We start from the raw sequence: 25,320 nt of genomic DNA, 5'->3' as shown, positions 1-25,320 counted from the left end.
ACTACCTCCAGAGGGACCTCGCGGCCGGTCAGCGACCGGCGATCATGCGGTGCCGCATCTCGCCGACACCGCGCACGTAGCTGACGAGCTCGTCCCCCGCGGCGAGGAACCGTTCCGGGCTGCGGCCGAGCCCCACGCCGGAGGGAGTGCCGGTGAAGATCACGTCGCCGGGCAGCAGCGGCGCCACCCGGGACAACCGGGCGATCAGCTCCGGCACCGGGAACACCATGTCCGAGGTCTTGCCCTTCTGCAGCTGCTCGCCGTTGACCAGGCAACCGAGCTCCAGGTCCTCGGGGTCGGCGAACTCGTCGGGGGTGACCAGCACCGGGCCGATCGGGCCGAAGCCCGGATGCGACTTCGCCAGGCTGAACTGCGGGACGGGCCCGACCAGTTGCAGGTCGCGCTCGGAGAGGTCCTGCCCGACGGACAGGCCCGCGACGTGCTCCCACGCCTTCTCGGCGGGCACCCGGTGGGCCCGCCGACCGATCACCACGACCAGCTCGACCTCCCAGTCCACCCGCCCCGGCGGCAGCGCGATCTCGCCCCGCGGGCCGGTCAGCGAGGTCACGTACTTGGTGAACACCGCGGGTTCGGCCGGTACCGCGAAGGCGGACTCCGCGGCGTGGTCGGCGTAGTTCAACCCGATGGCGAACACCTGCCGCGGTTCCGGCACCGGGTTCTCCAGCACCGACGGATCTTCGACCGCGGACGATCCGCCGACGTCGAGGCCCCGGGCGATCTCCAGCACCGCTTCCCAGTCCCGGTAGGCCGCCCGCACGTCGGCACCGATCCGCCCGCCGCTGGCTTCGGCGAGGTCCACCACGCCCCCGCCCTCGGTCATCAGGCTCAGCCGTCCCCGGACGTTGGCAAACCGCACGGCGCACTCCCTCGCTCGGTCCTTCCCGGCCGCAACCGGCCGTTGCCACCTGTGTACCCCCCCACTTTCGATGACGCAAGAGAGATTCGAAAGTTACGCGAACACTCGTAAGCTGGTAGGGTGCCGACCATGGCCAAGCACGAGGGGTCGACGCGGACCGAGGACACCTACCAGCGCCTGCGCGCGGACATCCTCGGCGGGAGGGTCGAGCCCGGGCAGCGCTTGAAGTTCCCGGAGCTCGCGCAGCGCTACCAGGCGAGCGTGGGCTCCTGCCGCGAAGCGCTCACCCGACTGAACTCCGAGGGGCTCGTGGTCACCCGGGCCCACCAGGGCTACGTGGTCACCCCGCTGTCCTACGAGGACCTGGCCGAGCTGAGCCGGGCGCGGGTGGAGATCGAATCGCTCGTGCTGCGCCTGTCGGTGCTGGAGGGGGACATGCACTGGGAATCGCAGGCCGTGGCCGCCCACCACGTGCTGGCGCGCACCCCGTTCCAGCGGCCGGACGACCCCGGCCACCCGTGCGACGAGTGGTCGGCGGCCCACGCGGCGTTCCACGCGGCCCTGCTGGCCGGCTGCGGCAACCGGCGATTGCTGGAAACCGCGCGCTCGCTGCGCCAGGAGGCCGAGCTGTACCTGCAGTGGTCGGTCTCGTTCGGCGACGAACCGGACCGCGACCTGGCCACCGAGCACCGCGACATCCTGGACGCCGCGGTCGCGCGGGACGCCGACCGCGCGCAGGAGCTGCTCCGCGATCACATCGCCCACACCGCGCAGCTGCTGCTCAGCTGCGCCACCGACCAACCCGGCGGGGCCGCGAGCGATCCCGCCGACCAGCGGACCGGTTGACGCCGGCCGCGACGACGCCTTCCGGACGACTCCGCGCCGATGGGAAACGAGATGAGCAACGTCGAGAACCGGCCCGCCGAGCAGGAGGTGTGCTCGGCGGGCAGCGCGATCGCCACCGAACCGGACGCGGAGCTGCTGCACCCGCGCGAGGTGCCGCTGGGCGGCCCGCGGGCGATGCGCGTCCGGCGCGCGCTGCCCAACCGGGACCGGCGGATGGTGGGGGCCTGGTGCTTCGCCGACTCCTACGGGCCCACCGACATCACCCGGCAACCCGGGATGCAGGTGCCGCCGCATCCGCACACCGGCCTGCAAACGGTGACCTGGCTGGTCGAGGGCGAGGTCTGGCACCAGGACAGCGTCGGCAGCCGCCAGCTCGTGCGCCCCGGCCAGCTCCCGCTGATGACCGCGGGGCACGGCATCGCGCACTCCGAGCAATCCCCGCCCGAGCACTCCGCGCGCCTGTACGGGGCCCAGTTGTGGGTGGCGCTGCCCGAGCGGTCGCGGCACGTCGCGCCCGCGTTCGAGTTCTACGACTCGCTGCCGCGGCACGAGCTCCGCGACGGCGCGATCACCGTGCTGGCCGGTGAGGTCGACGGCGCGGTCTCCCCGGCGAGGACGCACTCCCCGCTGGTCGGCGCCTGCCTGAGCCTGCCGGGGGGCGGCTCGCTGCCGGTGCCGCTGGAGCCGGACTTCGAGCACGCGGTCCTGGCGCTGTCCCCGGGGTTGATCGCCGAGGACGTCCCGGTGCCGGTGGGGGCCATGCTCTACCTCGGTCGCGGCAGGAACGAGACCAGGATCTCCGCGCAGCCCGGCGGGCAGGCGCTGCTGCTGGGCGGCGAGCCCTTCCGCGAAGACCTGGTGATGTGGTGGAACTTCGTCGGCCGCAGCCACGAGGACGTCGTCGCGGCGCGCGAGACCTGGGAGGCCGAGCACGACAGCGATGCGGCGGAGCGCCGGTTCGGCGCCGTGCACGGCTACGACGGGCCGGCCCTACCGGCGCCCTCGCTGCCCCACGCCCGGTTGAAGGCCAGGAGCCGCTACCACCCCCACCGCTGACCGCTGCCGCGAACAACTGCTCCGCAACACCACCGACCCGCGGGAGGCACCATGTCCGAGAGCGCCGCCGAAGCAACCGTCGCCCTGTCGAGCAGCCACGACCGGTACGAGATCACCACCGACGACGAGCTGGCGGGCTTCACCGAGTTCGTCGACCGCGACGGGCGGCGGATCTTCTACCACACCGAGATCGGCGAGGAGTTCGGCGGCCGCGGGCTCGGTCGACAGCTGATCGACCGAGCCCTGTCCGACACCCGCGCCGCGGAGCTGCGCATCGTGCCGGTGTGCCCGTTCGTCAAGAAGCACCTCCAACGGCACCACGAGTTCGACGACCTGGTCGACGCCGTCACCCAGGACGCCATCGCCGCGGTGCGCGAACGCACCCGCTGAGCCGATGTCCGATCGAGTCTTCCTCGACAAGCAAGCACCGGCCGCCTTCCAGGCGCTGCTCGCCACCGCGAAGGAGATACGCGACCAGGCTCGCGAGACCGGTCTGGACCGCGCACTGCTGGAGCTGGTCAACATCAGGGTCTCGCAGCTCAACGGTTGCGCGTACTGCCTGGACCGGCACACGCGTCTCGCGATCGAAGCCGGCGAGGAGATCCAGCGGCTCGGAGTGCTTCCCGGCTGGCGCGAGGCGGACCTGTTCACCCGTCGCGAGCGCGCGGCCCTCGACCTGGCCGAAGCGGTCACCCTCGTGGCCCACCAACGTCCCGATGACGCCACCTACGCGCGAGCGCGCGAGGTCCTGTCCGACGACGAAATCTCCCTGCTGATCTGGACGTCGGTGACCATCAACGCCTTCAACCGGATCTCCGTCCTGTCCGGTCACCCGGTCCGGCGCAGGAACAACGCAGACGTGCGAACTGGCACCGAGCAGCGCCGCCGCTCAACATGACCGCACGAGCGGCGGCAGAACAACGCACCGAGGAGAGGAACATGGCAGGCGAAACGCCCATCCGCAGCAACGACCACCTGCTGACCCCGGACGACTGCGCGCTGGTGCTCATCGACTACCAGCCCGAGCAGGTCGGCACGGTCGGTTCGATCAGTCAGGACGAGCTCATGCTCAACGTCACCGCGGTGGCCCGCGCGGCCCGCGCGTACCAGCTCCCGGTCGTGCTGACCACCGTCGGCGTGGAGCTCGGCGCCAACAGCGGCACCATCGGCGAACTCCGCGAAGCGCTCCCGCCCACCGAGGAGATCGACCGGACGACCCTGAACTCGTGGGAGGACCCCGACTTCCGGGCCGCGGTGGAGGCCACCGGCCGTCGGAAGATCATCATGACCGGGTTGTGGACCGAGGTCTGCGTCGCCTTCCCGACCCTGGACATGCTGCGCGAGAACTACGAGGTGTACCCGGTGGCCGACGCCATCGGCGGCATCAGCACCGCGGCGCACGACAGCGCGATGCAGCGGATGCTGTCCGCGGGCGCCCAGCCGGTCAACGCCATCTCGCTGGTCGCCGAGCTGCAACGCGACTGGGGACGCGCGGGCGCCGACAACCTCCGCAGCATCCTGCGCTGGTACTTCCCCCAGCTCCAGGACCTCCGGGGCAAGGCCTGAGGACCCGGGGAGGTGTCCGCTCGCACCGCGGCGCGGACCCAGCTCCGGGCAGTCCCTAGACCGGCAGCCCCGGTTCGTCGAGCACCTGCTGCAGCGTCGGGTAGGACGGTTGCGCGCCCGGGTGCTGCACGCTGCGGGCCCCGACGCGGGTGGCCCACCGGGCGGCTTCCGGCAGCGAGTCGCCTCGGCTGAGCCGCCAGGCGACCGCGGCGGCGAAGGCGTCACCCGCCCCGGTGGTGTCGACCGCCTCGGTCGGCACCCCGGGAACGCGTTCGGCGCGGCCGGGTTCGGCGACCGCCGAACCGCGGGCCCCGAAGGTGACCACGGCCGATCGCGCACCGATCGCGCGCAGCGCCTCGGCGTGCGCGACCTCACCGTCCGGGAGTTGGGAACCGTTGCGCTGCAGGATTTCCCGAGCCTCGTGCTCGTTGACGATCAGCGGGTCGGCGGCGGCGAGCACCTCGGCGGGCAGGTCGACCACCGGCGAGAGGTTCAGAGCCAACCGCGCTCCGCTCTCCAGCGCGGCGCGCGCGGCCGCGCACACGGTCTCCACCGGCACCTCCAGGACCACCGAGACGACGCGCGCGGAGGCGAGCAGCGGCCGGGCGCGGGCGATGTCGTCCGGGGACAACCGGGCGTTGGCCGCCGCCGAGACGATGATGCTGTTCTCCCCGGAGGAGGCCACGCTGATCAGCGCGGTTCCGGTGCTCTCCGACTCGTCCCGGAGGGTGTGCGCGGTCTCGACGCCGTCGGCGCGCAGCGCGGTCAGCAGGTCCTCGCCGTGCGCGTCGGCGCCGACCCGGCCGACCAGGGCCGTCCGGGCGCCCAGCCGCGCGGCGGCCACGGCCTGGTTCGCGCCCTTCCCGCCCGCGCTGGTGCTCAGCGCGGTCGCCGACACGGTCTCGCCCGGCTGCGGGTGGCGCCGCACCGCCGCGGTGAGGTCGACGTTCAGCGATCCGACCACGACGAGGTCCAGTTCGCGCGTCATCGCTCATCCTTCCTGGCTTCTCCGGCGGACCCGGCGGGTCCGCGACACCCGGCGTCGTGGGTTCAGGCGACTCGGCGCGTGGGCTCGGGCGCTCCGCAGAGCCGGTCGACCAGCAGGTCCGGGAACGTGCGGTCGGTCTCCAGGACCACGCGAACGTTGGCCTCCTGCTGCTCCGGGAATCCCCGGTACTGGCCGCGCACGTCGGCGACGGTCGCGCCGCGGCCCGGGCCGTCGCCGGTGTCCACATCGGTCGACACGACCGGTGCGAGCACCGGCGCGACGTCGCCGACCGCGATCGCAGCGGCCAACGGGTCGTGGCAGGCCGCTCGCCGTTCGCCGAAGATGTCGCGCTCGTAGAAGTCGAAGTACTGCTCCAGGACGGACGACGTGAAACGCGTTGTCGGTGAACCGCGTTCGGCGAGCCGCCGCTGGTGCTGCTCGGTGATCAGCTCGCCCATCGTCGCGTCCAGCGGGACCAGGGTCACCGGCCAGCCAGCCCGCAGCACGATCCGGGCGGCCTCGGGGTCGTTGTGGATGTTGGCCTCGGCCGCCGGGGTGGCGTTGCCGGGGTGGCGCACCGCGCCGCCCATGATCGTCACGTGCTCGACCAGCTCGGGCAGATCCGGTTCGAGCAGCAGGGCGGTGGCCAGGTTGGTCAGCGGACCGATGGCCAGCAGGCGCACGGCGCCGGGGTTCTGCCGCGCCAACCGCACGATCAGCTCGGCGGCGGGTTCGGCGCTCGGCGCCGTCGCCGGGGCGGGCAGGTCGGTGTCGCCCAGCCCGTCCGAGCCGTGCACGTGCGGCGCGAGATGCGCGTCCCCGCACCAGTTGCTGCGAGCGCCCACGGAGACCGGGATGTCCGCCCGGCCGGCCAGTTCGAGCACCCGCAGCGTGTTGAGCGCTGCCGTCTCGGCGTCGGTGTTGCCGAAAACCGTGGTCACCGCGCCGATTTCCACTCCGGGATCCCCGAGCAGGTAGAGCAGCGCGAGGGCGTCGTCGATGCCGGTGTCGCAGTCGACGATCAGGGTTTGCTTGGGCGCCATCGGTTGCGTGCCTTTCTGCTTCCGGGGTCGTACATCGCGCTCCGCGCGCGAACGGACCGCGGAACCGACCGGAACCGCGACCGGACCGCGCCGCGGAACCGGGTATCTCTCAACGGGATTGGCGCACCGGGATGCTCGGCGCACCGCTGGGCAACACGTACTTGGCCGCCATCAGCGGGGTGCGTTCGACCGAGACGACCTGGGTGATCAGCACGACCGGCGTGTCCGGCGAGCGGTCCAGGACCTCGCCCCGCCGGCGCCCGAGCACCGTCGCGCTCATCGCGCTCGAACCGCTCAACGGCAGGTAGGGGTCGAGCTCCGAGACCACCTGCAGCATCGTGCTCGGCTGCGCCTCGGCCTCGGCCAGCGCCGCGGGCAGCCCCGGGTCGACGGCGGCCAGCCCCTCGTCGTGCGCGCTCCACTCCTCCACCAGGCCGCTGGGCACGCCGTCGATGTCGACGACGCTCTCCCAGAACCAGATCTCGCAGCTGGCCGGGACCGGCAGGTGCTGCATGACCAGGTCGGTCGGTTCCTCCACGACCCGCGCCAGCGGTCGGATCTTGGCCGCGTCCGCGCTGAACAAGCCCTCGATCGACTGCAACCGCTCGAAACCGCGCCGGGCCGGGCGACCGTTGACGGTGCGCCCCACCCCGCGCCGAACGGTGATCACACCGTCCTCCTGCAGCAGCAGGAGCGCCTCGCGCAGCGCCGGTCGGCTCACCCCGAGGTCGGCGGCGAGGTCGGGCTCGGACGGCAGCGTCGAGCCCGGCGGGTAGTCCCCCTGCCGGATTGCCTCGACGACCCGCTCGTAGAGCTCCACGACCGGTCGCCGTTGCGGTCGTCTGGCCGCCACGTCGCACCCCCTGTTGGGTTGATGTCAGACAAGTTAGAAGAGCGAGCCGCGCTCGTCAAATCCCCGATTCCGGGCCAATTGCTGCGCAGAACACACTTGACGCGGCAGGCGCTGAGCCGGTAAACCCTTCCGCCAACACCCGGCACATGTCAGACAAGTTCATCGACAAGCCGGTCGCAGCTCCCGGACATCGACCACCACGCGCTGCCCACCTCTCGAATCGCCTCAACGCGGAGGTTCCCATGACCACGGTCGGCGACCCGTCGCCCGCCAGCGCACCGCCGGTGCGCTCCACCGCCCTGCTGACAGCCCTGGTGCTGGCGGTCGCCGGTTACCAGATCAACGCCACCATGCTCGCGCCCGCGCTGCCGAACGTGATCGACAGCCTGGAGACCACCAGCGGTGCCGGCGGGCTCTCCCAGACGCTGTTCTTCCTCTTCTCGGCGATCGGCCAGGTGACGCTGGCCAGGCTCAGCGACCACGTCGGCCGCCGGCGGATGCTCCAGGTGACGCTGGTGGTCGCGCTGGTCGGCGAGCTGATCTGCGTCCTCGCGCCGAACATCGAGCTGTTCATCATCGGCAGGAGCCTGCAGGGCATCTCCGCGGCGACGTTCACGCTGGCCTACCTGACGCTGCACGAATCCCTCTCGCCGCAGAAGTTCGGCCGCTCCCTGGGCATCATCACCGCGGTCAACGGCGGCATCGCCGGCGTCGACACGGTCATCGGCGGTTCGGTCGCCGACTCCGTGGGCTTCCGCGGGATCTTCCTGATCACGGCGCTGATCACGGTGATCGCCCTGGTCGCCGTGCACTTCTGGGTGCCGGCCGGCGGGACCTCCGCGGGGCGGATGGACTGGACCGGAGCGGCCCTGCTCGGCGTCGGGCTGACCGGCATCCTGCTGGCGCTGAACGAGGGAAGCAGCTGGGGCTGGACCTCGGTGCCCACGCTGGCGCTGCTCATCGGGGGCGCGCTCGCGCTCGCGCTGTTCGCCGCCGCGGAGCGCCGCGACCGGAACGCGATCATCGACACCTCGGTGCTGGCCTCGCGGGCGGGCTGGCCCCTGCTGCTGACCACGATCTTCACCCTGGCCGGGGTGTTCGGGATGCTGAACTTCACCATCCCGCTGCTGACCCAGACCTCGGGTGCCGGCTACGGGCTCTCGGCGACCATGTCGGCCCTGCTGTATCTCACCCCGGCCTCGGCCCTCGGCGTCATCGCGGCCCCGCTGGTCGGGCACTTCGGGCCCCGCATCGGATGGCGCCGCTCGGTGCTGATCGGTGCCGCGGGCACGGCCGCCGCGCTGGTCCCGCTGGTGCTCGCCCCGCAGTCACCGGTGGTCACCTTCGCCGCGCTGGCAGCGCTGGGCATCACCTACACCGGCTACATGCTCACCGCGCTCACCGGTCTCGCCGTGGCGCTCGCGCCGGAGGACAAGCCGGGGTCGCTGCCCGGGCTGAACGGCGCCTGCTTCGGCATCGGCGCCTCCCTGGGCATCGCCGTGGCCGCCAGCGCGGTCACCGCCGCGAGCGGAGACGGCCCGCCCACCGCCAGCGCCTTCCACGCCGCGCTGTGGACCGCGGGCGGCTTCGTCGCCCTCGCGCTGGTCACCGCACTGCTGATCAAAACCCCGCAATCGGAGAAGAACTAGGAGGAACACGTGGCCGACGCACCGACCGCCGACCAAATCCGCCGCGCCCCGAAGGTGCTGCTGCACGACCACCTCGACGGCGGGCTGCGCCCCGAGACGGTCGCGGAGCTGGCCGAGCAGCAGGGCTACGAGGCGCTTCCGGCCTCCGGTGTGCGCGACATCCGCAGGTGGTTCGCCGCGGCGACCGAAGCCGGCTCGCTGGAGGAGTACCTGGAGCGCTTCGCCCACACGGTCGGCGTCATGCAGACCGCGGACGCCATCAGCAGGGTGGCCGCCGAATGCGCCGAGGACCTGGCCGCCGACGGCGTGGTCTACGCCGAGGTCCGCTACGCCCCGGAGCTGAGCACCCAGCAGGGGCTCTCGCTGGACGCGGTCGTCGAGGCGATCCTCGACGGCTTCCGCCGCGGCGCGGCCCGGGCGCGCGAAGCGGGCGACCGCATCCGCATCGGGGTCCTGCTGTGCGCGATGCGCCAGGAGCACAGGGCCACCGAGATCGCCGAGCTCACCGTGAAGTACCGGGACGCCGGGGTGGTCGGCTTCGACATCGCGGGCCCCGAGGCCGGGTTCCCGCCCACCCGCTCGCTGGAGGCGTTCGAGTACCTGCGCCGGGAGAACTGCCACTTCACCATCCACGCGGGCGAGGGGTTCGGGCTGCCGTCGATCTGGGAGTCCATCCAGTGGTGCGGTGCGGCCCGGCTCGGCCACGGCGTGCGCATCGTCGACGACATCGACATCGCCGCCGACGGCACCGCGCGGCTGGGCCGGCTGGCCTCGTTCGTCCGCGACCGGCGCATCCCGCTGGAGATGTGCCCGCGCTCGAACGTCCACACCGGCACGGTGCCCTCGGTGGCCGAGCACCCGATCGCGCTGCTGCGGCGGCTGAACTTCCGGGTCACCGTGAACACCGACAACCGGCTGATGAGCCAGACCTCGATGACCGCGGAGCTCGGCGAGCTGGTGGACACCTTCGGCTACTCGCTCGACGACCTGCAGTGGTTCGCGGTCAACGCGATGAAGTCGGCGTTCATCCCGTTCGACGAGCGCCTGGCGCTGATCAACGAGGTCATCAAGCCCGGTTACGCGGCCCTGCGCTCGGAAGCCCTCTTCGGGCCGGTCGCCGACCACACGCCGGCCCTCGCCTGAGCGGCCGGCCAGCGGGTGCTCCCGGCCGCGCACCGGCCGGGAGCACCCCTCCCCCGCCCGCAGCGGGGACCAATTGCTCTGGCCGACCGCTCCTCCGGGGCGCACGCTCGGAGGAGCGGCACCCCCTCCCGCCTGCGCGACGAGGACTCCCGGTGTCGCACCGCCAAGCGAACAGGGGGAAACCATGAGCAACGTCGAACCGTTCCCGGAGGGCTACCAGCGGGTGACGCCGTACCTCATCGTCGACAACGGCACCGCCGCGATCGACTTCTACACCTCGGTGCTGGGAGCCGAGGAGCGGATGCGGATGCCCACGCAGGACGGCAAGATCGCGCACGCCGAGCTCAGCATCGGCGATTCGATCATCATGCTGTCCGACGCCGACGAGCACGACGCGAACTCGTTGGGCGGAACTCCGGTCCTGCTCTACGTCTACGTCGAGGACGTCGACCGCGTCCACGAGCGGGCGCTGCAGGCCGGGGCCACCAGCGTCAGCCCGGTCGAGGACCAGTTCTACGGGGACCGGTCCGGGCAGTTCGACGACCCGTTCGGGCACCGGTGGTCCGTCGCCACGCACGTCGAGGACGTCAGCGAGGAGGAGATGGAACGCCGCGTCGAGCAGGTGATGAGCGGCAGCGCTGCGACCGAGTGAGTTCGGCGCGGGCGCGCGTTCGGCGCGCCCGCGCAGTGCTGACCGACCACCCTCAACCCGGCAAGCGCTGCTCTAATCGGGACCGGGTGACCCCGAAGCGGGAGAGCACCCCTTCGCCGTCCTCGACCTCGAGCAGGGCGAGCAGGACGTGCTCGGTGCCGACCTCGTGGTGCCCCAGGCGCAGGCTCTGCCGGAAGGTCAGCTCCAGGGCCTTCTTCGCGCGGGAGTCGAAGGGGATCAGCTCCGGAGGAGCTTCCTCCGCGGCGCGCGGCAGCGCGTCCTCGGCGGCCGCGCGGAGGGTTTCCAGGTCCACGCCCTGCGCGGCGAGCGTCGTGGCGGCGGAGTTGTCGCGGTCGCGCAGCAGTCCGAGCAGGAGGTGCTCGGCGGTGATCTCTTGGTTGCCCGCACCGCGGGCTTGGGCTTGGGCGTCGATGACCGCCTGCCTGGCGCGGTCGGTGAAGCGGTCGAACCCCTCTCCGGAACCGCCCGCGGGTTCCTTGGGCACGAAGCGCTTCTGGGCGGCCTGCTTGCTCGTGCCGATGCTCTGCCCGATCGCGGTCCACGAGGCACCGGAGCGCCGGGCCTGGTCGACGAAGTGACCGACGAGGTGGTCGGCGATCTCGCCGAGGTGCGAAGCGGCGTCGACCGCACCGGAGAGCTGATCCAGCGGATCGGCGTGCTGCCGGCGGATGTCGTCGATCAGGTCGTCCAAGCGGAACGAGTTCGTCATGTCGTCAACTCAGGTTGACGCAACCGTCCCGTCAACCTCACGTTGACGTCGTTGGCGGTTGCGAACGGGAAACGCCACCCGGGCGGAAAATCGTTTGCGGGTCGTTCCCGCGGCGCCATAAGCTCGCCGCCTCTGCTGTCGTTCGTCCAGGTGGAACATTGATCTTCTGAGGTTCGGAGCTGCGCGCACGGGGGTGCCCACCCCCGGTTCCCGCGCGCCCGGCCTCAGGTGTTGGCGCCCGTCTCAGCTTCGCTCGACCGCCGTCGTCCCGGCGTCCGCCGATCCCGCGCCGTTCCCGAGAGGCCGTACCTCCACGCCGTGCCGTTGGCCGCACCACCGAGGAGTTGCGCCCATGTCAGCATCGATCATCTGCTCCGACCTCTGCTTCGCCTGGCCCGACGGCGAGGTCGTCTTCGACCGCTTCAACGCGGTGATCAACCCGGGCCGCACGGGTTTGGTCGGGCTCAACGGATCTGGGAAGTCCACCCTGCTCCGGCTGATCGCCGGTGAGCTCCGGCCCACCGCCGGTTCGATCGCCGTGACCGGCCAGCTGGGCCACCTGCCGCAGGACCTGGTCCTCGACGCGCACCGACGCGTCGACGACGTGCTCGGGCTGGGCGGTGTCCGGGCCGCGCTCGAGGCGATCGAGCGCGGGGACGCCGACGAGCGCCACTTCGCGACCGTCGGAGAGCGGTGGGACGCCGAGGAGCGCACCAGGGCCGGCCTCGATCAGCTCGGGCTCGCGCACGTCGCGCTGGACCAGCGGGTCGGCGAGCTCTCGGGCGGCGAGCTGGTGCTGCTCGGCCTCGCCGCGCAATTCCTGCGCAGGCCGGACGTGCTGCTGCTCGACGAGCCGACGAACAACCTCGACCTGCGCGCTCGGCGGCGGGTCCGCGAGTCGCTGCGCGCGTGGAAGGGCGTGCTGCTGATCGTCTCCCACGACCGCGAACTGCTCCAGCAGGTCGACCGGATCGGCGAGCTGCGGTCCGGCGCGGTGCGGTTCTACCCGGGCGATCTCGACGACTACGAGGCCGCGGTCGCCGCCGAGCAGCAGGTGGCCGAGCGCCTGGTCCGGGTCGCCGAGTCCGACCTCAAGCGGCAGCGGAGGGACCTCGTCGCGGCGCGGACCACTTTGGACCGTCGGCGCCGGTACAGGCAGAAGCGGTGGAACGACAAGCGCGAGCCCAAGGTCCGGATGCGCAAGCGCCAGGAGGACGCGGAGATCGCGGCCGGGAAGTACCGCATCATGCACGTCCAGAAGCTGGCGGAGGCCGCGGACCGGCTCGGCGAAGCCGAGGAGGCGGTCCGCGACGACGACGAGATCCGGATCGACCTGCCCGCGACCGCTGTCCCATCGGCCAGGAAGGTGCTCTCCCTGACCGGTGTGGTGCTCCGCAACGGCCCGGAGGTGGACCTGCGGCTGCGCGGGCCCGAGCGCGTCGCGCTCGTCGGGCCGAACGGCGCCGGGAAGACCACCTTGCTGCACGGGATCGTGGGATCGGTCCCGCCGCGGTCCGGTGCGGTCGACGTCCCGGTGCCGGTGTGCGCGCTGCCGCAACGGCTCGACCTGCTCGACGACGGGCTGTCCTCGGCCGAGAACGTCGCCGCGGCGGCGCCGTCGGCCTCGGAGAACGCGATTCGCGCCCAGCTCGCGAGGTTCTCGCTGCGCGGCGACCGGGCCGACCTCCCGGTGGGCAGCCTCTCCGGCGGCGAGCGGTTCCGCGCGACGTTGGCGGCGCTCCTCCTGGCCGAGCCGGCACCGCAGCTGCTGCTGCTCGACGAGCCGACCAACAACCTCGACCTGGCCAGCGTTCGGCAGCTGGCGCAGGCGCTGGGGTCCTACTCCGGCGCGCTGGTCGTGGCCGGCCACGACCTGCCGTTCCTGCGCACCATCGGCCTGACGAGGTGGCTCCGGCTCGAATCCCGGCTGGAGGAGGTCGATCCGCTGTGAGCGAGCGCCTTCCGGGAGGGGTAGGCACCTGCGCCACGGGTGCGGGCGCTTCCCCTCCCGGAAGCGCTAGTTCCCGGCCTTCGCCAGGGTCGCGAGTTCGGCGCCGACCGCGGAGACGAGCTCGTCGTCCGCGCCCGCGTCCGGGCCCAGCGCGCTCAGCGTGCGACGGACCGGATCCGCCGCCCTCGCCGAACCGACGAGTTCGGCAGCACGCGGGTCCCGCACCTCGCCCACCCGCAGGTGGGCGACCCAGGCCGCGAGCCCGCGCACCAGGGGTTCGGGCAATCGCCCCGCCGCTCGCTCAGCGCGAAGCACCGGGAGCCACCGCGCGGGGATCTTCTGCGAACCGCCCTCGGCGATCTGCGCCAGCTCGTGCCGGAGGCCCGGTGCGGCGAACCGCTCGATCAGCCGCCGACGGTATTCGGCGAGCTCCGCCGCGTCGATCGGGATGTGCCGGGAGGCCGTCTGCCACCACGCCTGCACCATCTCCACGAGGACGTCGTCGCCGACCGCTTCGCGGACGGTGCGGTGCCCCCTGGCGAGACCCGCGTAGGCGAGCAGGGTGTGCGCTCCGTTGAGGAACCACAGCTTGCGCTGCTGGTAGACCCCGACGTCGTCGACGAACCGCGCCCCGCGCAGTTCCCACGGCGGCCGACCGGCGGGGAAGTCCCCGGAGATCAGCCATTCGGAGAACGGTTCGGCCACCACCGGCGCTTCGTCGCGCAAACCGGTCGTGTCCAGGACCTCGCGCACGTCCCGCGGCGTCGGTGCCGGCGTGATCCGGTCGACGACCGTGCTGGCGATGCTCACCTGCTCCTCCAGCCATCCGCTGAACCGGAGGTCGTCGCGCGTCGCCGCCCGCAACACCGAGCGCAGCACCGCGCCGTTGTCCGGGACGTTGTCGCAGGGAACCAGCGCGATCGGCGCACCGCTGGTGCGGAAGCGCTCGCGCAACCCGGCCAGCAGTCGTCCCGTGGCCGAGTCCGCGTCCCGCTCCGGTGCCGCGTACGCCGCTTCGGTGACCGTCAGCGTGAGCACCGCGACGTCGGGGCAGGCCAGGTCGCGCGACCAGCTCGCCCGATCGGCACCGGGGTGGGCGCGGCTGATCGAGCCGATCGCTTCGGTGGCCTCCGGCGCGCCGGGCACCAGCAGGGTGTAGGCGCCTTCCTGCTGTTCCAGCGCGCGCGGCAGCTCGGTGTTGCGGAAGGTGTAGGCGGCGATGCCCCACTCCGGCGAGGCAGCCGTGTACCACGCCTGGTGCGAGCGGTGGAAACCGCCGAGTCCCAGGTGGACCGCCCGGACCGGAGCCGCGGGCGGGAGACCGGCCGATGCCCGGTCGATCCTCGTCGTCATAGCCGGAACGCCCTCCTCGGTGAGCCGTCGTTGAGATCGCGCAGCACCTCGGCCGCGTCGTCCTCGCCGAGCACGTGCTCGGCGACCAGGCCCGCCAGGTGGCCGGCGTCGACGCGACGAGCGGTGTCGTGCCGGGCGGGGATCGAGCAGAAGCCCCTGGTGTCGTCGATGAACCCCGAAGTGCGGTGGAAACCCGCGGTTTCGGTGACCGCGTCGCGGAACCGGCGCATGGCTCGGGGCGCGTCGAGGAACCACCACGGAGCGCCCAGGTACACCGTCGGGTAGAAACCGGCCAGCGGCGCCAGTTCCCGCGAGAAGACGGTCTCGTCGAGGGTGAACACGACCGTCTGGAAGCGCGGGTGCGTGCCGAACCGCTCCAGCATCGGTCGCAGCGCCCGGGTGAACTCGGTCCGCACGGGGATGTCGTGTCCCGTGTCGGCACCGTAGCGGGCGAAGGTGCGCGGGTGGTGGTTCCGGCAGCTGCCGGTGTGCAGCGCCATCACCATGCCGTCCTCGCTGGACATGCGCGCGTTCTCGCCCAGCAGCTGCCGGGACAGCAGCCTGGCTCCCTCCGGGCCCGCTCGACCGTCGCGGACCTCGTGGAACAGCCGCTCCGCCTCGGCCTCCGGGAGGAAGGCCATCTCCGGGTCCGGCGCGCTGTGGTCGGTCGCCGTCGCCCCGTTGGCGCGGAAGTGCTCGCGCCGCACCTCCAAGGCCCGGACCAGCCCGCGGTAGCTGTCGGTCTCGACGCCGCTGGCCTCCGCGAGGCGTTCGAGGGCCCGCGGCCACTCGCCGCTGGTGGCGTCGAGGTAGCGGTCCGGGCGGAAGGTGGGCACGACCCGGCCGGACCACTCGGGGTCGGCGGCGAGCTCGCGGTGGTGGCGCAGGTCGTCGGCCGGGTCGTCGGTGGTCGCCAGGACCGCGATGTTGAACGACTCGAACAGGGCGCGCGGACGCATCGCCGGCTTCGCGAGCTCGGCGACGAGCTGGTCGTAGAGCTCGTCGGCGTTGTCCGCGCACGGCTGCTCGCGCACGCCCAGCACGTCGAAGAGCTCCGACTCGATCCACTGCCGCGAAGCGGTGCCGAGGAAGTGGTGCCAGTGGGTGCAGAACGCCCGCCAGACCTCGCGGGGCTCGGCGACGGGAGCGCCCTCGCGATCGGGCAGGCCCAGCTCGTTGAGGGGCACCCCGTTGGCGTGCAGCAGCCTGGTCACGTAGTGATCCGGAGTCACCAGCAGGGACGCCGGGTCGGTGAAGGCCGGGTTCGCCGCGAGCAGCGCCGGGTCCACGTGCCCGTGCGGGCTGATCAGCGGCAGGTCCCGCACGCTGTCGTACAGCCGCCGAGCGATCGCTCGCACCGCCGGATCGCTCGGCAGCAGGCGATCGGGGTGCGGGTTCAGCGCGGAGCGGCCCGCAGGGGCCGGAGCCGGGTGCGCGGTTGATGTCGTGCCACCGTCCATGAGGGGCAGCCTCACGACCGGCGGCCGGATCTGGCAACTGGTTGCCAGCAGTTTCCAGCTAGCTCGGCCCGCCGGTGGCCCGCCGGGCCGGTGGCGCATCCGGAGCGGGCCCCGTCGACCCCCGGATGACCAGGTGCGAGTCGAAGGTGAGCGAACCGGCCCCGTCGCCCTGACCGCCGAGCCCGGCGTGCAGGACGTCGACGGCGCGGGAACCGACCTCGTCGGCGGGCCCCGCGATCGTCGTCAGTCCGGGAACGGTGAGATCGGCTCCGAAGATGTCGTCGCAGCCGATCAGGCTCAGGTCGTCCGGCACGCGCACGCCGATGTCCCGCAGCCGCTGCAGCGCCCCCATCGCGACGAGGTCGTTGTAGCCGATCGCCGCGGACGCCTCCCCGAGGACCAGCGCGTCCGCCGCTTCCTGCCCGCCCTGCCGGTTGGGCGCGAACGGGCCGATGAACGACACCTGCACGTCCAACGCGGCGGCCTCCTCGCGGATCGCCTGCCAGCGCTGCCCGTTGGCCCAGGAGTTGCGCGGGCCCGACAGGTAGGCGATGCGGCGGTGCCCGAGGACGGCCAGGTGCCTGACCGCCTTGCGCATCCCGGCGGCGGTGTCGATCACCAGGCTCGGCACGCCGTCGACCCTGCGGTTGACCATCACCAGCGGCCGGTACCCGGCGATCTGCCGGATGACCTCGTCGGAGAGCCGCGAGGTCGCCAGGATCCCTCCGCTGGTGGTGGCCAGCAGCTGCCTCAGGTTGCTGGCCTCCAGCCGCGCCGACTCGTCGCTGTCGGTCAGCGCCAGCGTGTAGTTGCGCTCGTTCGCGCGGGTCTGCGCCGCCTTGATCACGGTCACGAAGTACGGGTTGGAGATGTCGGTGACCACCAGGGTCAGCACCCGCACCCGTCCCGGCGCCTCCGCCCTGGCCAGCGGTCGCGGTTCGTAGCCGATCTCGCCCGCGGCGGCTCGAACCACCTCCCGAGTGCCCGCGCTGACCCGGGCGGGGTTGCTGAACGTCCGCGACACCGTGGAGGCGGCCACGCCGCAGTGCCGCGCCACGTCGTAGATCGTGGGCCGCCGCTCCTGGTCCACTCGCCCTCCCCGTCGATGACAACAACCGGCAACAAGTTGTCACCGTAATCGCCGCTTCCTAGCTTGAGAAGCACTTCGCGCACCGTCAGCGCCCGGGCACTGCAGCAGTGCCGGCGAGCGGTGCCAACCCGCCGCTCGGACGGCCCGTCTGACAAGAGGAGCGACCGCTGTGCGCATCGAACGCGCCGACGTCATCATCACCAGCCCGGGGCGCAACTTCGTGACCCTGAAGATCACCACCTCCGACGGCGTCGTCGGCTTCGGCGACGCCACGCTCAACGGCCGCGAGCTGGCGGTGGCCAGCTACCTGGAGGACCACGTCGCCCCGCTGCTGGTGGGTCGCGACGCGCACCGCATCGAGGACACCTGGCAGTACCTGTACCGCGGCGGCTACTGGCGCCGCGGACCCGTGACGATGGCCGCCATCGCCGCGGTCGACACGGCGTTGTGGGACATCAAGGCCAAGGTCGCGGGGCTGCCGCTGTACCAGCTCCTCGGGGGCGAGAGCCGCGAGCGCTGCCGCGTCTACGGGCACGCGAGCGGCCGGGATCTGCCCGAGCTGTTCGAGTCGATCCGCGCGCACCTCGACCTCGGTTTCGAGGCGATCAGGATCCAGACCGGCGTGCCCGGCATGGACTCGGTGTACGGCGTCGCATCGAGTTCCGTCGGGGAGCTGGGCGGCGACGAGCGGTACGACTACGAGCCGGCCCGCCGATCAGCGAGACCGGCCGAGGAGACCTGGGACACCCGCGCCTACCTGCGGCACGTGCCGACCGTGTTCGAAGCGGTGCGCAACGAGTTCGGACCCGAGCTGGCGCTGCTGCACGACGCCCACCACCGGTTGACCCCGATCCAGGCGGCGAAGCTTGCCAAGTCGCTGGAGCCCTACGACCTGTTCTGGCTGGAGGACGTCACCCCGGCCGAGAACCAGGAAGCGCTGCGCCTGGTCCGGCAGCACACCACCACACCGCTGGCGATCGGCGAGGTGTTCAACACCGTCTGGGACTACCAGACGCTGATCAGCGAGCAGCTCATCGACTACGTGCGCTCCCCCGTCACCCACGCCGGCGGGATCACCGGCGTTCGCCGGATCATGGACTACGCCGCCATGTACCAGGTCAAGTCCGGCATGCACGGGCCGACCGACGTCTCCCCCGTCGGCATGTCCGCCGCGGTCCACCTGGGGCTCGCGCTGCACAACTTCGGCATCCAGGAGTACATGCTGCACAGCGAGCGGACCAACGCCGTGTTCGGCCCCACGCTGGAGTTCGCCGACGGCGGTCTGCGGCCGAGCGAGGAACCGGGCCTCGGAATCCACTTCGACGAGCAGCTGGCCGCGCAGCACCCGTACGAACGCGCCTACCTGCCGACGAACCGGCTGCTCGACGGAACGGTGCACGACTGGTGAGCCCCGCGGCACCGCCCGCACCGGCGACCCGGCAGGAGCGCGTCGCGGCCCGCCGATGACAAGATCCGCGTCCGGATGGGCCGTTGACAGCGGCGTCGACGCCCGTTCCGGTGACGAGCAGAGCAAGATCCATCAAGCCAGACCGACAACGCAGCAATTTCGGTGAAGCGCGGCGCCGCGCGGCGTTCTTAGCATTGCCCAGGCCATTCGCGGGGACGACGCCGCCGCGGCGCCCGGCCGAGCAGCGTTTTTCCGATCGAGAGCGAGCCCACGTGCGCGTGACATCACGAGTCGAGAAGGTGGAGCTGGTCGACGGCTGGGTCCGCGTCCACACCGACGGGGTCGAGATCCGCCTCCTCCTGCTGACCGACAGCATCCTGCGCATCCGCGCCGGCTTCGACGGCGACTTCGCCGAGGAGTCCTACACGCTGACCACCACGGCGTGGCCGGACCGGCTCGACGAGTTCATGGGCCCCGAGCGCACCCGCGTCGAGCCGCACCCGGTCGACGTCGACGATCGGCAAGACCGCGCGGTCCTGACCGGCGGGCGGCTCCGCGTGGAGATCGAGAAGGACCCCTTCCGGATCTGCGTCTACCGCGACGGCGTCCTGATCCACGCGGACATCGTGGGCCTCGGGTACCTGGAGGACTCGAACCACCGCCGGATCCACTCCAGCGAGATCTCGCGCGACGACGCCTTCTACGGCTTCGGCGAGACCACCGGGTCGCTCGACAAGGCGCAGAAGCTCATCACGATGAGCCCGAAGGACGCCCTCGGCTACGACCCGCGCGAGACCGACCCGCTGTACAAGCACATCCCGTTCTACCTCAAGATGAACCGGGCGACCCGCGAGGCGGTCGGGTACTTCTACCACAACACCTACGAGTGCGATTTCGACCTCGGCCGCGAGCGGAGCAACTACTGGGCCCCGCACAGCCGCTACCGCGCCGACGGCGGCGACGTCGACCTCTTCCTGATCGCCGGGCCGGGCATCCGCGACGTCGTCCAGCGCTACACCTCGCTGACCGGCAGGCCACCGCTGCTGCCCAAGCACGCGCTGGGCTACCTGGCCTCGTCGATGTACTACTCCGAGCTCGACGCCGACAGCGATCGCGCGATCACCGAGTTCATCGACATCGCTCGCGCCGAGGACGTTCCCGTCGACGGCTTCCAGCTCTCCTCCGGCTACACCACGCAGCAGACCGAGGCCGGCCCGAAGCGCTGCGTGCTCACCTGGAACGAGCGCCGCTTCCCCGACCCGGAGGGCTTCTTCGCCGCGATGGCGAAGCGCGGCATCGCGGTCTCCCCCAACGTCAAACCCGGCGTCCTCGAAGTGCATCCGCGGCTCGCGGAGTTCGCCGAGGATGGGATCTTCGTCACCCGCAGCGCCGACGCGGCCGCCACCGCCGGGGACGGCGCCGCCGTCGGCGCCTGGTGGGGCGGTCGCGGCCGGTTCGTCGACTTCACCAAGCCCGCCGCCCGGGAGGCGTGGCAGCGCTGGCTCACCGAAGCGGTCCTGGACAAGGGAACCACCTCGGTCTGGAACGACAACTGCGAGTACGACAGCATCATCGACGAGGACTCCGGGTGCGACTTCGACGGCCGCGGCGCCACGATCGCTCGCCTGCGCACCGTGATGGCCAACCTGATGTGCCGGGTGACCCGCGACAGCATCACCGCGAAGGACCCCTCCGCGCGCCCCTACATCGTGTGCCGCTCCGGCCACGCGGGCATCCAGCGCTACGCGCAGAGCTGGGCGGGCGACAACTCGACTTCGTGGGAGTCCCTGCGGCACAACATCGCCACGATCCTCGGCATGGCCCTGTCGGGCTTCCCGAACCACGGGTGCGACATCGGCGGCTTCCACGGCCCCGCCCCCGAGCCCGAGCTCCTCGTCCGGTGGGTGCAGCACGGGATCTTCCAGCCCCGCTTCTCGATCCACTCGGTCAATTCGGACAACACGGTCACCGAGCCGTGGATGTACCCCGGTTGCACCGCCCACGTCCGGGACGCCATCAAGTTGCGCTACCGGCTCTTCCCGTACCTGTACTCGCTGATGGCGCGCGCGGCCCGAACCGGCCTGCCGATCATGGAGCCACTGGTCAGCGCCTTCCAGGACGACCCCGCGTGCGACGAGAACTCCGAGGAGTTCATGCTCGGGGACTCGCTGCTCGTCGCGAACGTCCTCACCCCGGGAGCGAACGCGCGCGCGGTCCGCTTCCCCGCCGGGGAGGTCTTCTACGACTTCTGGACCCGGCAGCGGTACGCGGGCGAGCAGACCGTCGAGCTGCCGGTGGACCTCGGATCGATCCCGCTCTTCGTCCGCGGCGGCGGCATCGTCGCGCTCGCGGACAACCAGCTGGACAACCTCGCCCGCGACGAGGTCACCGACCTGAGGCTGATCTGCGCGCCCGACCGCGACGGCCGCTTCGCGCTCTACGAGGACGACGGGCTCACCCGCGACCACGAGGACGGCGCGTTCCGCGAGACCGAGATCGAGATGACCGCCGGTGAGCGGGTGACGCTGGACATCACGCGCCGCGGCCACCACCGCAGCACCGTCGAGAACCTCCTGCTCGACGTGATCCGGCCCGGGCAGTGCCCGCGCTGGGTGACCCTCGACGGCGAGCGGATCCCGCAGATCCTGCACCGCGGCCGCTTCGAGGCCGCCGAGGTCGGCTGGCACTACGCCCCCGAGCTCGGCTCCGTGCTGATCAAGACCCCGGACCCCGGCGGTGACCTCGCCGTCGCGATCTCGTTCGAGCCCGTCGAAATGCTCGACGTGTAGGAAAGGCAAGCACAATGAAACGACTGGTCAGCAGCGTCGCTGTCCTGATCCTCACCGCCGCGCTCGCCGCGTGCGCACCGGCGTCCGGTGCGCGGACGAGCACCGAGGCCACACCGGAGAACCCCCTCGTCCTGACCCTGGCGAGCAACCTGAGCGAAGACCACGTCACCTCCCAGGCCCTCGCCTCGTTCGCCGCGGACGTCGAGGAGCGCAGCGGCGGGCGCATCGTGGTCAAGACCTACGGCAGCGGCCAGCTCGGCTCGGAAACGGACGTGCTCGGCCAGCTCAACCAGGGAATCGTGGACATGGCCCGGGTCAGCGCACCGGGCCTGGCCACCTACGACCCCGGCTACCACGCGTTCGGCCTGCCCTACGTCTTCGACTCCGAGGAGGAGTACTACCGGGTCATGGACTCGCCGGAGATGGCCGAGCACTTCCGCTCGACCGCCGACGAGGGCTTCCTGGGCCTGACGTACTACAGCTCCGGCGCGCGGTCCTTCTACACGCGCAACACGCCCGTCCGCACGCCCGGGGACCTGCGCGGCCTGAAGATCCGCGTGCAGGACATGCGCTCGCAGACCGACTTCGTCGACGAGCTGGGTCCCGCGCCGATCGTCATGTCGTTCGGCGACACCTACACCTCGCTGCAGACCGGCCTGATCGACGGTGCCGAGAGCAACGAGACGGTGCTCACCGAGAGCGCCCACGGCGAGGTCGCGCACGTGTTCTCCACGACCGAGCACACGCGGATCCCCGACATGCTCGTGATCGGCACCGAGACCTGGGAGAAGCTCCGCCCGTCCGATCAGGAACTCCTCTCCTCCGCGGCCCGGGCCTCGACCGAGCGGCAGAAGGTCGCGTGGGAGAAGACCGTCGAGCAGTCGATCGCCGAGGCGAAGGCGATGGGCGTCGAGTTCGTCACCGACGTCGACACCAACGCCTTCCGGGAGGCCACCCGGCCGGTCGTGGAGCGCTACGCCGAGCAGTACCCCGAGGTCGCGAACGTCCTCTCCATCATCGAGTCGGCCAGGAACTGAGGATCAGCATGCCAACGCACGACCGCCTGACCCGGGTGAGAGGCGCGCTCGGCGGCCTCCTCGCGGGAGTCGCCGGAACCCTCCTCGTCATCATGACCCTCCTGGTGCTCTACCAGGTCTTCACCCGCTACGTGCTGGGCACGCCGGCGGCGTTCACCGAAGAGCTGGTTCGGTACGCGCTCATCTGGACCGCGCTGCTCAGCGCCGCGTACGCGTTCCTGCACCGCAAGCACATGGCGCTCGTCGTCCTGCGGGAGAAGTTCCCGCCCGCGGTGCGGCGCGGCCTGATCATCGGCGCCGACGTCCTCGTGCTGGCCTTCGCCGTCGTCGTGCTGGTGATCGGCGGCGCGGCGCTCGCGTTCAGCGCGCGCGACAACTTCTCGGCGCTGCTGGGGATCTCGCACGGCCTGTACTACGCGATCGGGCCCATCGCCGGGCTCGCGATCACGTTCGCGCAGGTGCTGAACATCTGGGAAGACCTCACCGCGGAGGTCTCGTTCGAGGCGGAGGGGACCGACTGATGGATGCTCTCACCGCGACCGCCGTCCTCTTCGGGGCCTTCTTCGTCCTGCTCTTCACCGGCGTCCCGATCTCGGTCTCGCTCGGCGTCGCCTCGTTCGCCACCGCGCTGGTGTTCCTGCCCTGGGACGACGCCACCTACGTCATCGGTCAGCAGATGAACGTCGGCGTCGAGAGCTTCTCGCTGCTCGCAGTCCCGCTGTTCATCTTCGCGGGCAACATCATGAACAACGGCGGCATCGCCCGCCGCCTCGTCGACCTCGCGCTCGTGCTGGCGGGACGGGTGCCCGGCGCGCTCGCGCACACCAACGTGCTGGGCAACATGCTGTTCGGCTCGCTGTCCGGCTCGGCGGTCGCGTCGGCCGCCGCGATCGGCAGCACGCTGCACGATCGGCAGAAGGAGGAGGGGTACGACCCCGCGTTCGGCGCGTCGGTCAACATCGCGTCGGCCTCGACCGGCCTGCTCATCCCGCCGACGACCGCTGCGATCGTCTACTCCGCCGCCGCGGGCGACGTGTCCGTCTCGGCGCTGTTCATGGCCGGCTACGTGCCGGGCATCCTGATGGGCGTCGTCGTCATGGCGATCGCGTACGCGTTCACCCGGAAGCACCGGTACCCGAAGCTGGGTGGTGCGACCCCCGCCGAGGGCGTCCGGGCGTTCCTCAGGGCGATCCCCGGCCTGCTGCTGATCGTCATCGTGGTCGGGGGCATCGTCTTCGGCGTCTTCACCGCGACCGAGGGCGCCGGGGTGGCGGTGCTGTACACGCTGGTGCTGTCGCTGGTGTACCGGAGCATGTCCTGGACGGTCTTCAAGGAGGTGGTCACCCGCACGGTCATCGCGACGGGCATCGTCATGTTCCTCATCGCGGCGTCCTCGGGCATGTCGTGGGTGATGGCCTACACCGGAGTCCCGGCCGCGATCACCGAAGCGCTGCTCTCGGTGGCGGACGCTAAGGCCGTCATCCTGCTGCTGATGGTGCTCGTGCTGCTGGTCGTGGGCACGTTCATGGACATCACTCCGGCGATCCTCATCTTCACGCCGATCTTCCTGCCGATCGCCACCGAGATCGGGATGGACCCGGTCCACTTCGGCATGGTGCTCATCCTCGCGATGTGCCTGGGCACGATGACGCCGCCGGTCGGTTCGGTGCTGTTCGTCGCCACCGGCGTGAGCGAAGTGCCGGTCGAGCGGGTCGTGCCCAGGTTGATGCCCTACTTCGTCGGGCTGATCCTGCTGCTGCTCGCCGTGACCTTCATCCCCGCGCTCTCCCTCGGGCTGCCGGGCATGATGGGGCTGCTGGAGTAGCCGGCCGCCTCCCCTCGCCGCTGCGCGGACGACGCGCGGCGGCGAGGGGCGCGGCCTCGCCGCGGGCCGCCCTCCGAGCTCGGTCATCGGCGGCGCCCGGCCGGGGCGGACGACGGAGGTGGAGATGCTGGACTTCGCAGGCGATCTCATGGCGCGCGGCCGCGAGGTCGCCGCGGCGCGCATCCACGGGGTCGACGAGAACATGGTGCGGCCGCACCTGCACGACTACTTCGAGATCTACTTCCTCGAGGCGGGCAGCCGCTATCACGGCACGGACGACGACCTGTACCGGACCGAGCCGTCCGAGCTGATCATCTTCCCACCCGGGGTCGAGCACTTCTCCTACAGCGACGACGGCGTGCCCTTCCGCCGGGTCGTGCTCTACTTCCGCCCCGACGCCGTGCTGTACCCGCACGTGCTGGAGGCGGTCTCCTCGGAGGTCTCGGTCGTGCGACCCGGCGGGGCGAACCTGCGCGCGGTCGAGAACGTCGTCGAGGAGCTGCTGACCGCCCAGGACGTGCTCGGCGACGGCGCCCAGGACGAGATGAAGCTGCTCATCACCCAACTGCTGCTCAAGATCATGCGCGCGGAGCGCCGCGACGCCCGGTTGGCCCGCCGCGCGGGACGCATCGCGGACGTCATCCACCACCTCCACGAGCACTACGCGGAGCCGATCGACCTGACCACGCTCGCCGAGACGTTCTTCAGCAGCCCGTTCTACCTGTCGCGCGAGTTCAAGAAGCACACCGGCTCGACGATCATCGGCTATCTCAACGGGCTGCGCGTCGGACGCGCCGAGCGGCTGCTGCAGGAGACCGACCGCCGGATCGGTCAGATCAGCGCCGAGGTCGGCTTCGCCAACGCCTCGCACTTCAACCGCGTCTTCCGCGCCCGGACGGGCATGTCCCCGTCGCAGTGCCGGGCGCGGGAGAGGGTCGACGACGTCGGCCCCTCGCGGTGAGGTGCCTCTGCGCGCGAAAGGCTCTACCGACAGCGCCATCTCG

23 protein-coding genes are annotated in these 25,320 nt (G+C 71.5%); 15 read left to right on the top strand and 8 right to left on the bottom strand.

Annotation, left to right across the window (positions count from 1 at the left end):
* Positions 1 to 28: 28 nt before the first annotated feature.
* Entirely contained in the window at positions 29 to 877 is an 849-nt protein-coding gene (locus ACFQRI_RS22615; protein WP_380671789.1) for a fumarylacetoacetate hydrolase family protein, read from the bottom strand.
* A gap of 129 nt (positions 878 to 1,006) precedes the next feature.
* Between ACFQRI_RS22615 and ACFQRI_RS22610 the strand changes: the two genes are divergently transcribed.
* The 5 genes from ACFQRI_RS22610 to ACFQRI_RS22590 are packed head-to-tail and all read left to right on the top strand — an operon-like array spanning position 1,007 to position 4,345.
* Positions 1,007 to 1,723, top strand: coding sequence for a GntR family transcriptional regulator (locus ACFQRI_RS22610; protein WP_380671787.1), 717 nt, complete (start codon positions 1,007 to 1,009; stop codon positions 1,721 to 1,723).
* 51 nt (positions 1,724 to 1,774) lie between these two features.
* On the top strand, positions 1,775 to 2,779 hold the full coding sequence (locus ACFQRI_RS22605; RefSeq protein ID WP_380671785.1) for a pirin family protein: 1,005 nt from the start codon (positions 1,775 to 1,777) through the stop codon (positions 2,777 to 2,779).
* 51 nt (positions 2,780 to 2,830) lie between these two features.
* Positions 2,831 to 3,169, top strand: a complete 339-nt coding sequence (locus ACFQRI_RS22600; protein ID WP_380671783.1) for a GNAT family N-acetyltransferase — start codon at positions 2,831 to 2,833, stop codon at positions 3,167 to 3,169.
* A 4-nt stretch (positions 3,170 to 3,173) separates the two neighbouring features.
* Positions 3,174 to 3,677 carry a carboxymuconolactone decarboxylase family protein gene (locus tag ACFQRI_RS22595; RefSeq protein WP_380671781.1) on the top strand — a complete coding sequence of 168 codons (504 nt, stop codon included), beginning with the start codon at positions 3,174 to 3,176 and terminating at the stop codon, positions 3,675 to 3,677.
* Positions 3,678 to 3,718: 41 nt separating this feature from the next.
* Positions 3,719 to 4,345 (top strand): isochorismatase family protein, encoded by a 627-nt coding sequence (locus ACFQRI_RS22590; protein ID WP_380671779.1) that lies wholly within the window; start codon positions 3,719 to 3,721, stop codon positions 4,343 to 4,345.
* 55 nt (positions 4,346 to 4,400) lie between these two features.
* Here the strand turns inward: ACFQRI_RS22590 and ACFQRI_RS22585 are convergent, their stop codons facing one another.
* From ACFQRI_RS22585 to ACFQRI_RS22575, 3 genes are all read right to left on the bottom strand, one after another.
* The gene (locus ACFQRI_RS22585; RefSeq protein WP_380671777.1) at positions 4,401 to 5,333 is read right to left on the bottom strand and encodes a ribokinase; all 933 of its coding nucleotides are present in this window, start codon (positions 5,331 to 5,333) and stop codon (positions 4,401 to 4,403) included.
* 62 nt (positions 5,334 to 5,395) lie between these two features.
* Positions 5,396 to 6,376, bottom strand: coding sequence for a nucleoside hydrolase (locus tag ACFQRI_RS22580; protein ID WP_380671775.1), 981 nt, complete (start codon positions 6,374 to 6,376; stop codon positions 5,396 to 5,398).
* 109 nt (positions 6,377 to 6,485) lie between these two features.
* A complete protein-coding gene (locus ACFQRI_RS22575; protein WP_380671773.1) occupies positions 6,486 to 7,229 on the bottom strand; it encodes a GntR family transcriptional regulator in 744 nt (247 codons plus the stop codon).
* 242 nt (positions 7,230 to 7,471) lie between these two features.
* Here ACFQRI_RS22575 and ACFQRI_RS22570 point away from each other — a divergent pair, with 242 nt between their 5' ends.
* The 3 genes from ACFQRI_RS22570 (at position 7,472) to ACFQRI_RS22560 (ending at position 10,673) form a co-directional block, all read left to right on the top strand.
* Positions 7,472 to 8,878, top strand: a complete 1,407-nt coding sequence (locus ACFQRI_RS22570; protein ID WP_380671771.1) for an MFS transporter — start codon at positions 7,472 to 7,474, stop codon at positions 8,876 to 8,878.
* Positions 8,879 to 8,887: 9 nt separating this feature from the next.
* The gene (locus ACFQRI_RS22565) at positions 8,888 to 10,021 is read left to right on the top strand and encodes an adenosine deaminase (RefSeq protein ID WP_380671769.1); all 1,134 of its coding nucleotides are present in this window, start codon (positions 8,888 to 8,890) and stop codon (positions 10,019 to 10,021) included.
* A 184-nt stretch (positions 10,022 to 10,205) separates the two neighbouring features.
* Positions 10,206 to 10,673, top strand: coding sequence for a VOC family protein (locus ACFQRI_RS22560; protein WP_380671767.1), 468 nt, complete (start codon positions 10,206 to 10,208; stop codon positions 10,671 to 10,673).
* Positions 10,674 to 10,725: 52 nt separating this feature from the next.
* Here the strand turns inward: ACFQRI_RS22560 and ACFQRI_RS22555 are convergent, their stop codons facing one another.
* Entirely contained in the window at positions 10,726 to 11,403 is a 678-nt protein-coding gene (locus tag ACFQRI_RS22555; RefSeq protein WP_380671765.1) for a Clp protease N-terminal domain-containing protein, read from the bottom strand.
* Between the two features lie 352 nt (positions 11,404 to 11,755).
* Between ACFQRI_RS22555 and ACFQRI_RS22550 the strand changes: the two genes are divergently transcribed.
* Complete coding sequence (locus ACFQRI_RS22550; protein WP_380671763.1) at positions 11,756 to 13,354, top strand: ABC-F family ATP-binding cassette domain-containing protein; 1,599 nt, start codon at positions 11,756 to 11,758, stop codon at positions 13,352 to 13,354.
* Between the two features lie 66 nt (positions 13,355 to 13,420).
* Here ACFQRI_RS22550 and ACFQRI_RS22545 read toward each other — a convergent pair whose 3' ends face one another.
* From ACFQRI_RS22545 to ACFQRI_RS22535, 3 genes are read right to left on the bottom strand one after another with little or no spacing between them, the layout of a single operon-like run.
* Positions 13,421 to 14,707 (bottom strand): mannitol dehydrogenase family protein, encoded by a 1,287-nt coding sequence (locus ACFQRI_RS22545; protein ID WP_380671761.1) that lies wholly within the window; start codon positions 14,705 to 14,707, stop codon positions 13,421 to 13,423.
* Positions 14,704 to 16,167, bottom strand: coding sequence for a glucuronate isomerase (gene uxaC, locus ACFQRI_RS22540; protein ID WP_380671759.1), 1,464 nt, complete (start codon positions 16,165 to 16,167; stop codon positions 14,704 to 14,706). The genes ACFQRI_RS22545 and uxaC overlap by 4 nt, the downstream gene beginning before the upstream one ends.
* A 58-nt stretch (positions 16,168 to 16,225) precedes the next feature.
* Positions 16,226 to 17,257: a LacI family DNA-binding transcriptional regulator gene (locus ACFQRI_RS22535; RefSeq protein WP_380671757.1), complete on the bottom strand. Its 1,032-nt coding sequence runs from the start codon at positions 17,255 to 17,257 to the stop codon at positions 16,226 to 16,228.
* 169 nt (positions 17,258 to 17,426) lie between these two features.
* Between ACFQRI_RS22535 and manD the strand changes: the two genes are divergently transcribed.
* From manD to ACFQRI_RS22505, 6 genes are all read left to right on the top strand, one after another.
* Positions 17,427 to 18,665, top strand: coding sequence for a D-mannonate dehydratase ManD (manD, locus tag ACFQRI_RS22530; protein ID WP_380671755.1), 1,239 nt, complete (start codon positions 17,427 to 17,429; stop codon positions 18,663 to 18,665).
* Between the two features lie 278 nt (positions 18,666 to 18,943).
* On the top strand, positions 18,944 to 21,454 hold the full coding sequence (locus ACFQRI_RS22525; RefSeq protein ID WP_380671753.1) for a glycoside hydrolase family 31 protein: 2,511 nt from the start codon (positions 18,944 to 18,946) through the stop codon (positions 21,452 to 21,454).
* A 14-nt stretch (positions 21,455 to 21,468) separates the two neighbouring features.
* On the top strand, positions 21,469 to 22,491 hold the full coding sequence (locus tag ACFQRI_RS22520; protein ID WP_380671751.1) for a TRAP transporter substrate-binding protein: 1,023 nt from the start codon (positions 21,469 to 21,471) through the stop codon (positions 22,489 to 22,491).
* A gap of 8 nt (positions 22,492 to 22,499) precedes the next feature.
* Positions 22,500 to 23,012, top strand: coding sequence for a TRAP transporter small permease (locus tag ACFQRI_RS22515; RefSeq protein WP_380671749.1), 513 nt, complete (start codon positions 22,500 to 22,502; stop codon positions 23,010 to 23,012).
* Positions 23,012 to 24,316 carry a TRAP transporter large permease gene (locus ACFQRI_RS22510; protein ID WP_380671747.1) on the top strand — a complete coding sequence of 435 codons (1,305 nt, stop codon included), beginning with the start codon at positions 23,012 to 23,014 and terminating at the stop codon, positions 24,314 to 24,316. Before ACFQRI_RS22515 ends, ACFQRI_RS22510 begins: the two co-directional genes overlap by 1 nt.
* A 124-nt stretch (positions 24,317 to 24,440) precedes the next feature.
* On the top strand, positions 24,441 to 25,277 hold the full coding sequence (locus ACFQRI_RS22505; protein WP_380671746.1) for an AraC family transcriptional regulator: 837 nt from the start codon (positions 24,441 to 24,443) through the stop codon (positions 25,275 to 25,277).
* The last annotated feature ends 43 nt before the right edge of the window (positions 25,278 to 25,320 follow it).

This window comes from Saccharopolyspora griseoalba, from assembly GCF_042665275.1.
Taxonomy (GTDB): Bacteria; Actinomycetota; Actinomycetes; order Mycobacteriales; family Pseudonocardiaceae; genus Saccharopolyspora; species Saccharopolyspora griseoalba.
The sequence above is the reverse complement of the archived record's forward strand: the minus strand, read 5'-3'. Positions and strand labels throughout refer to the sequence as shown.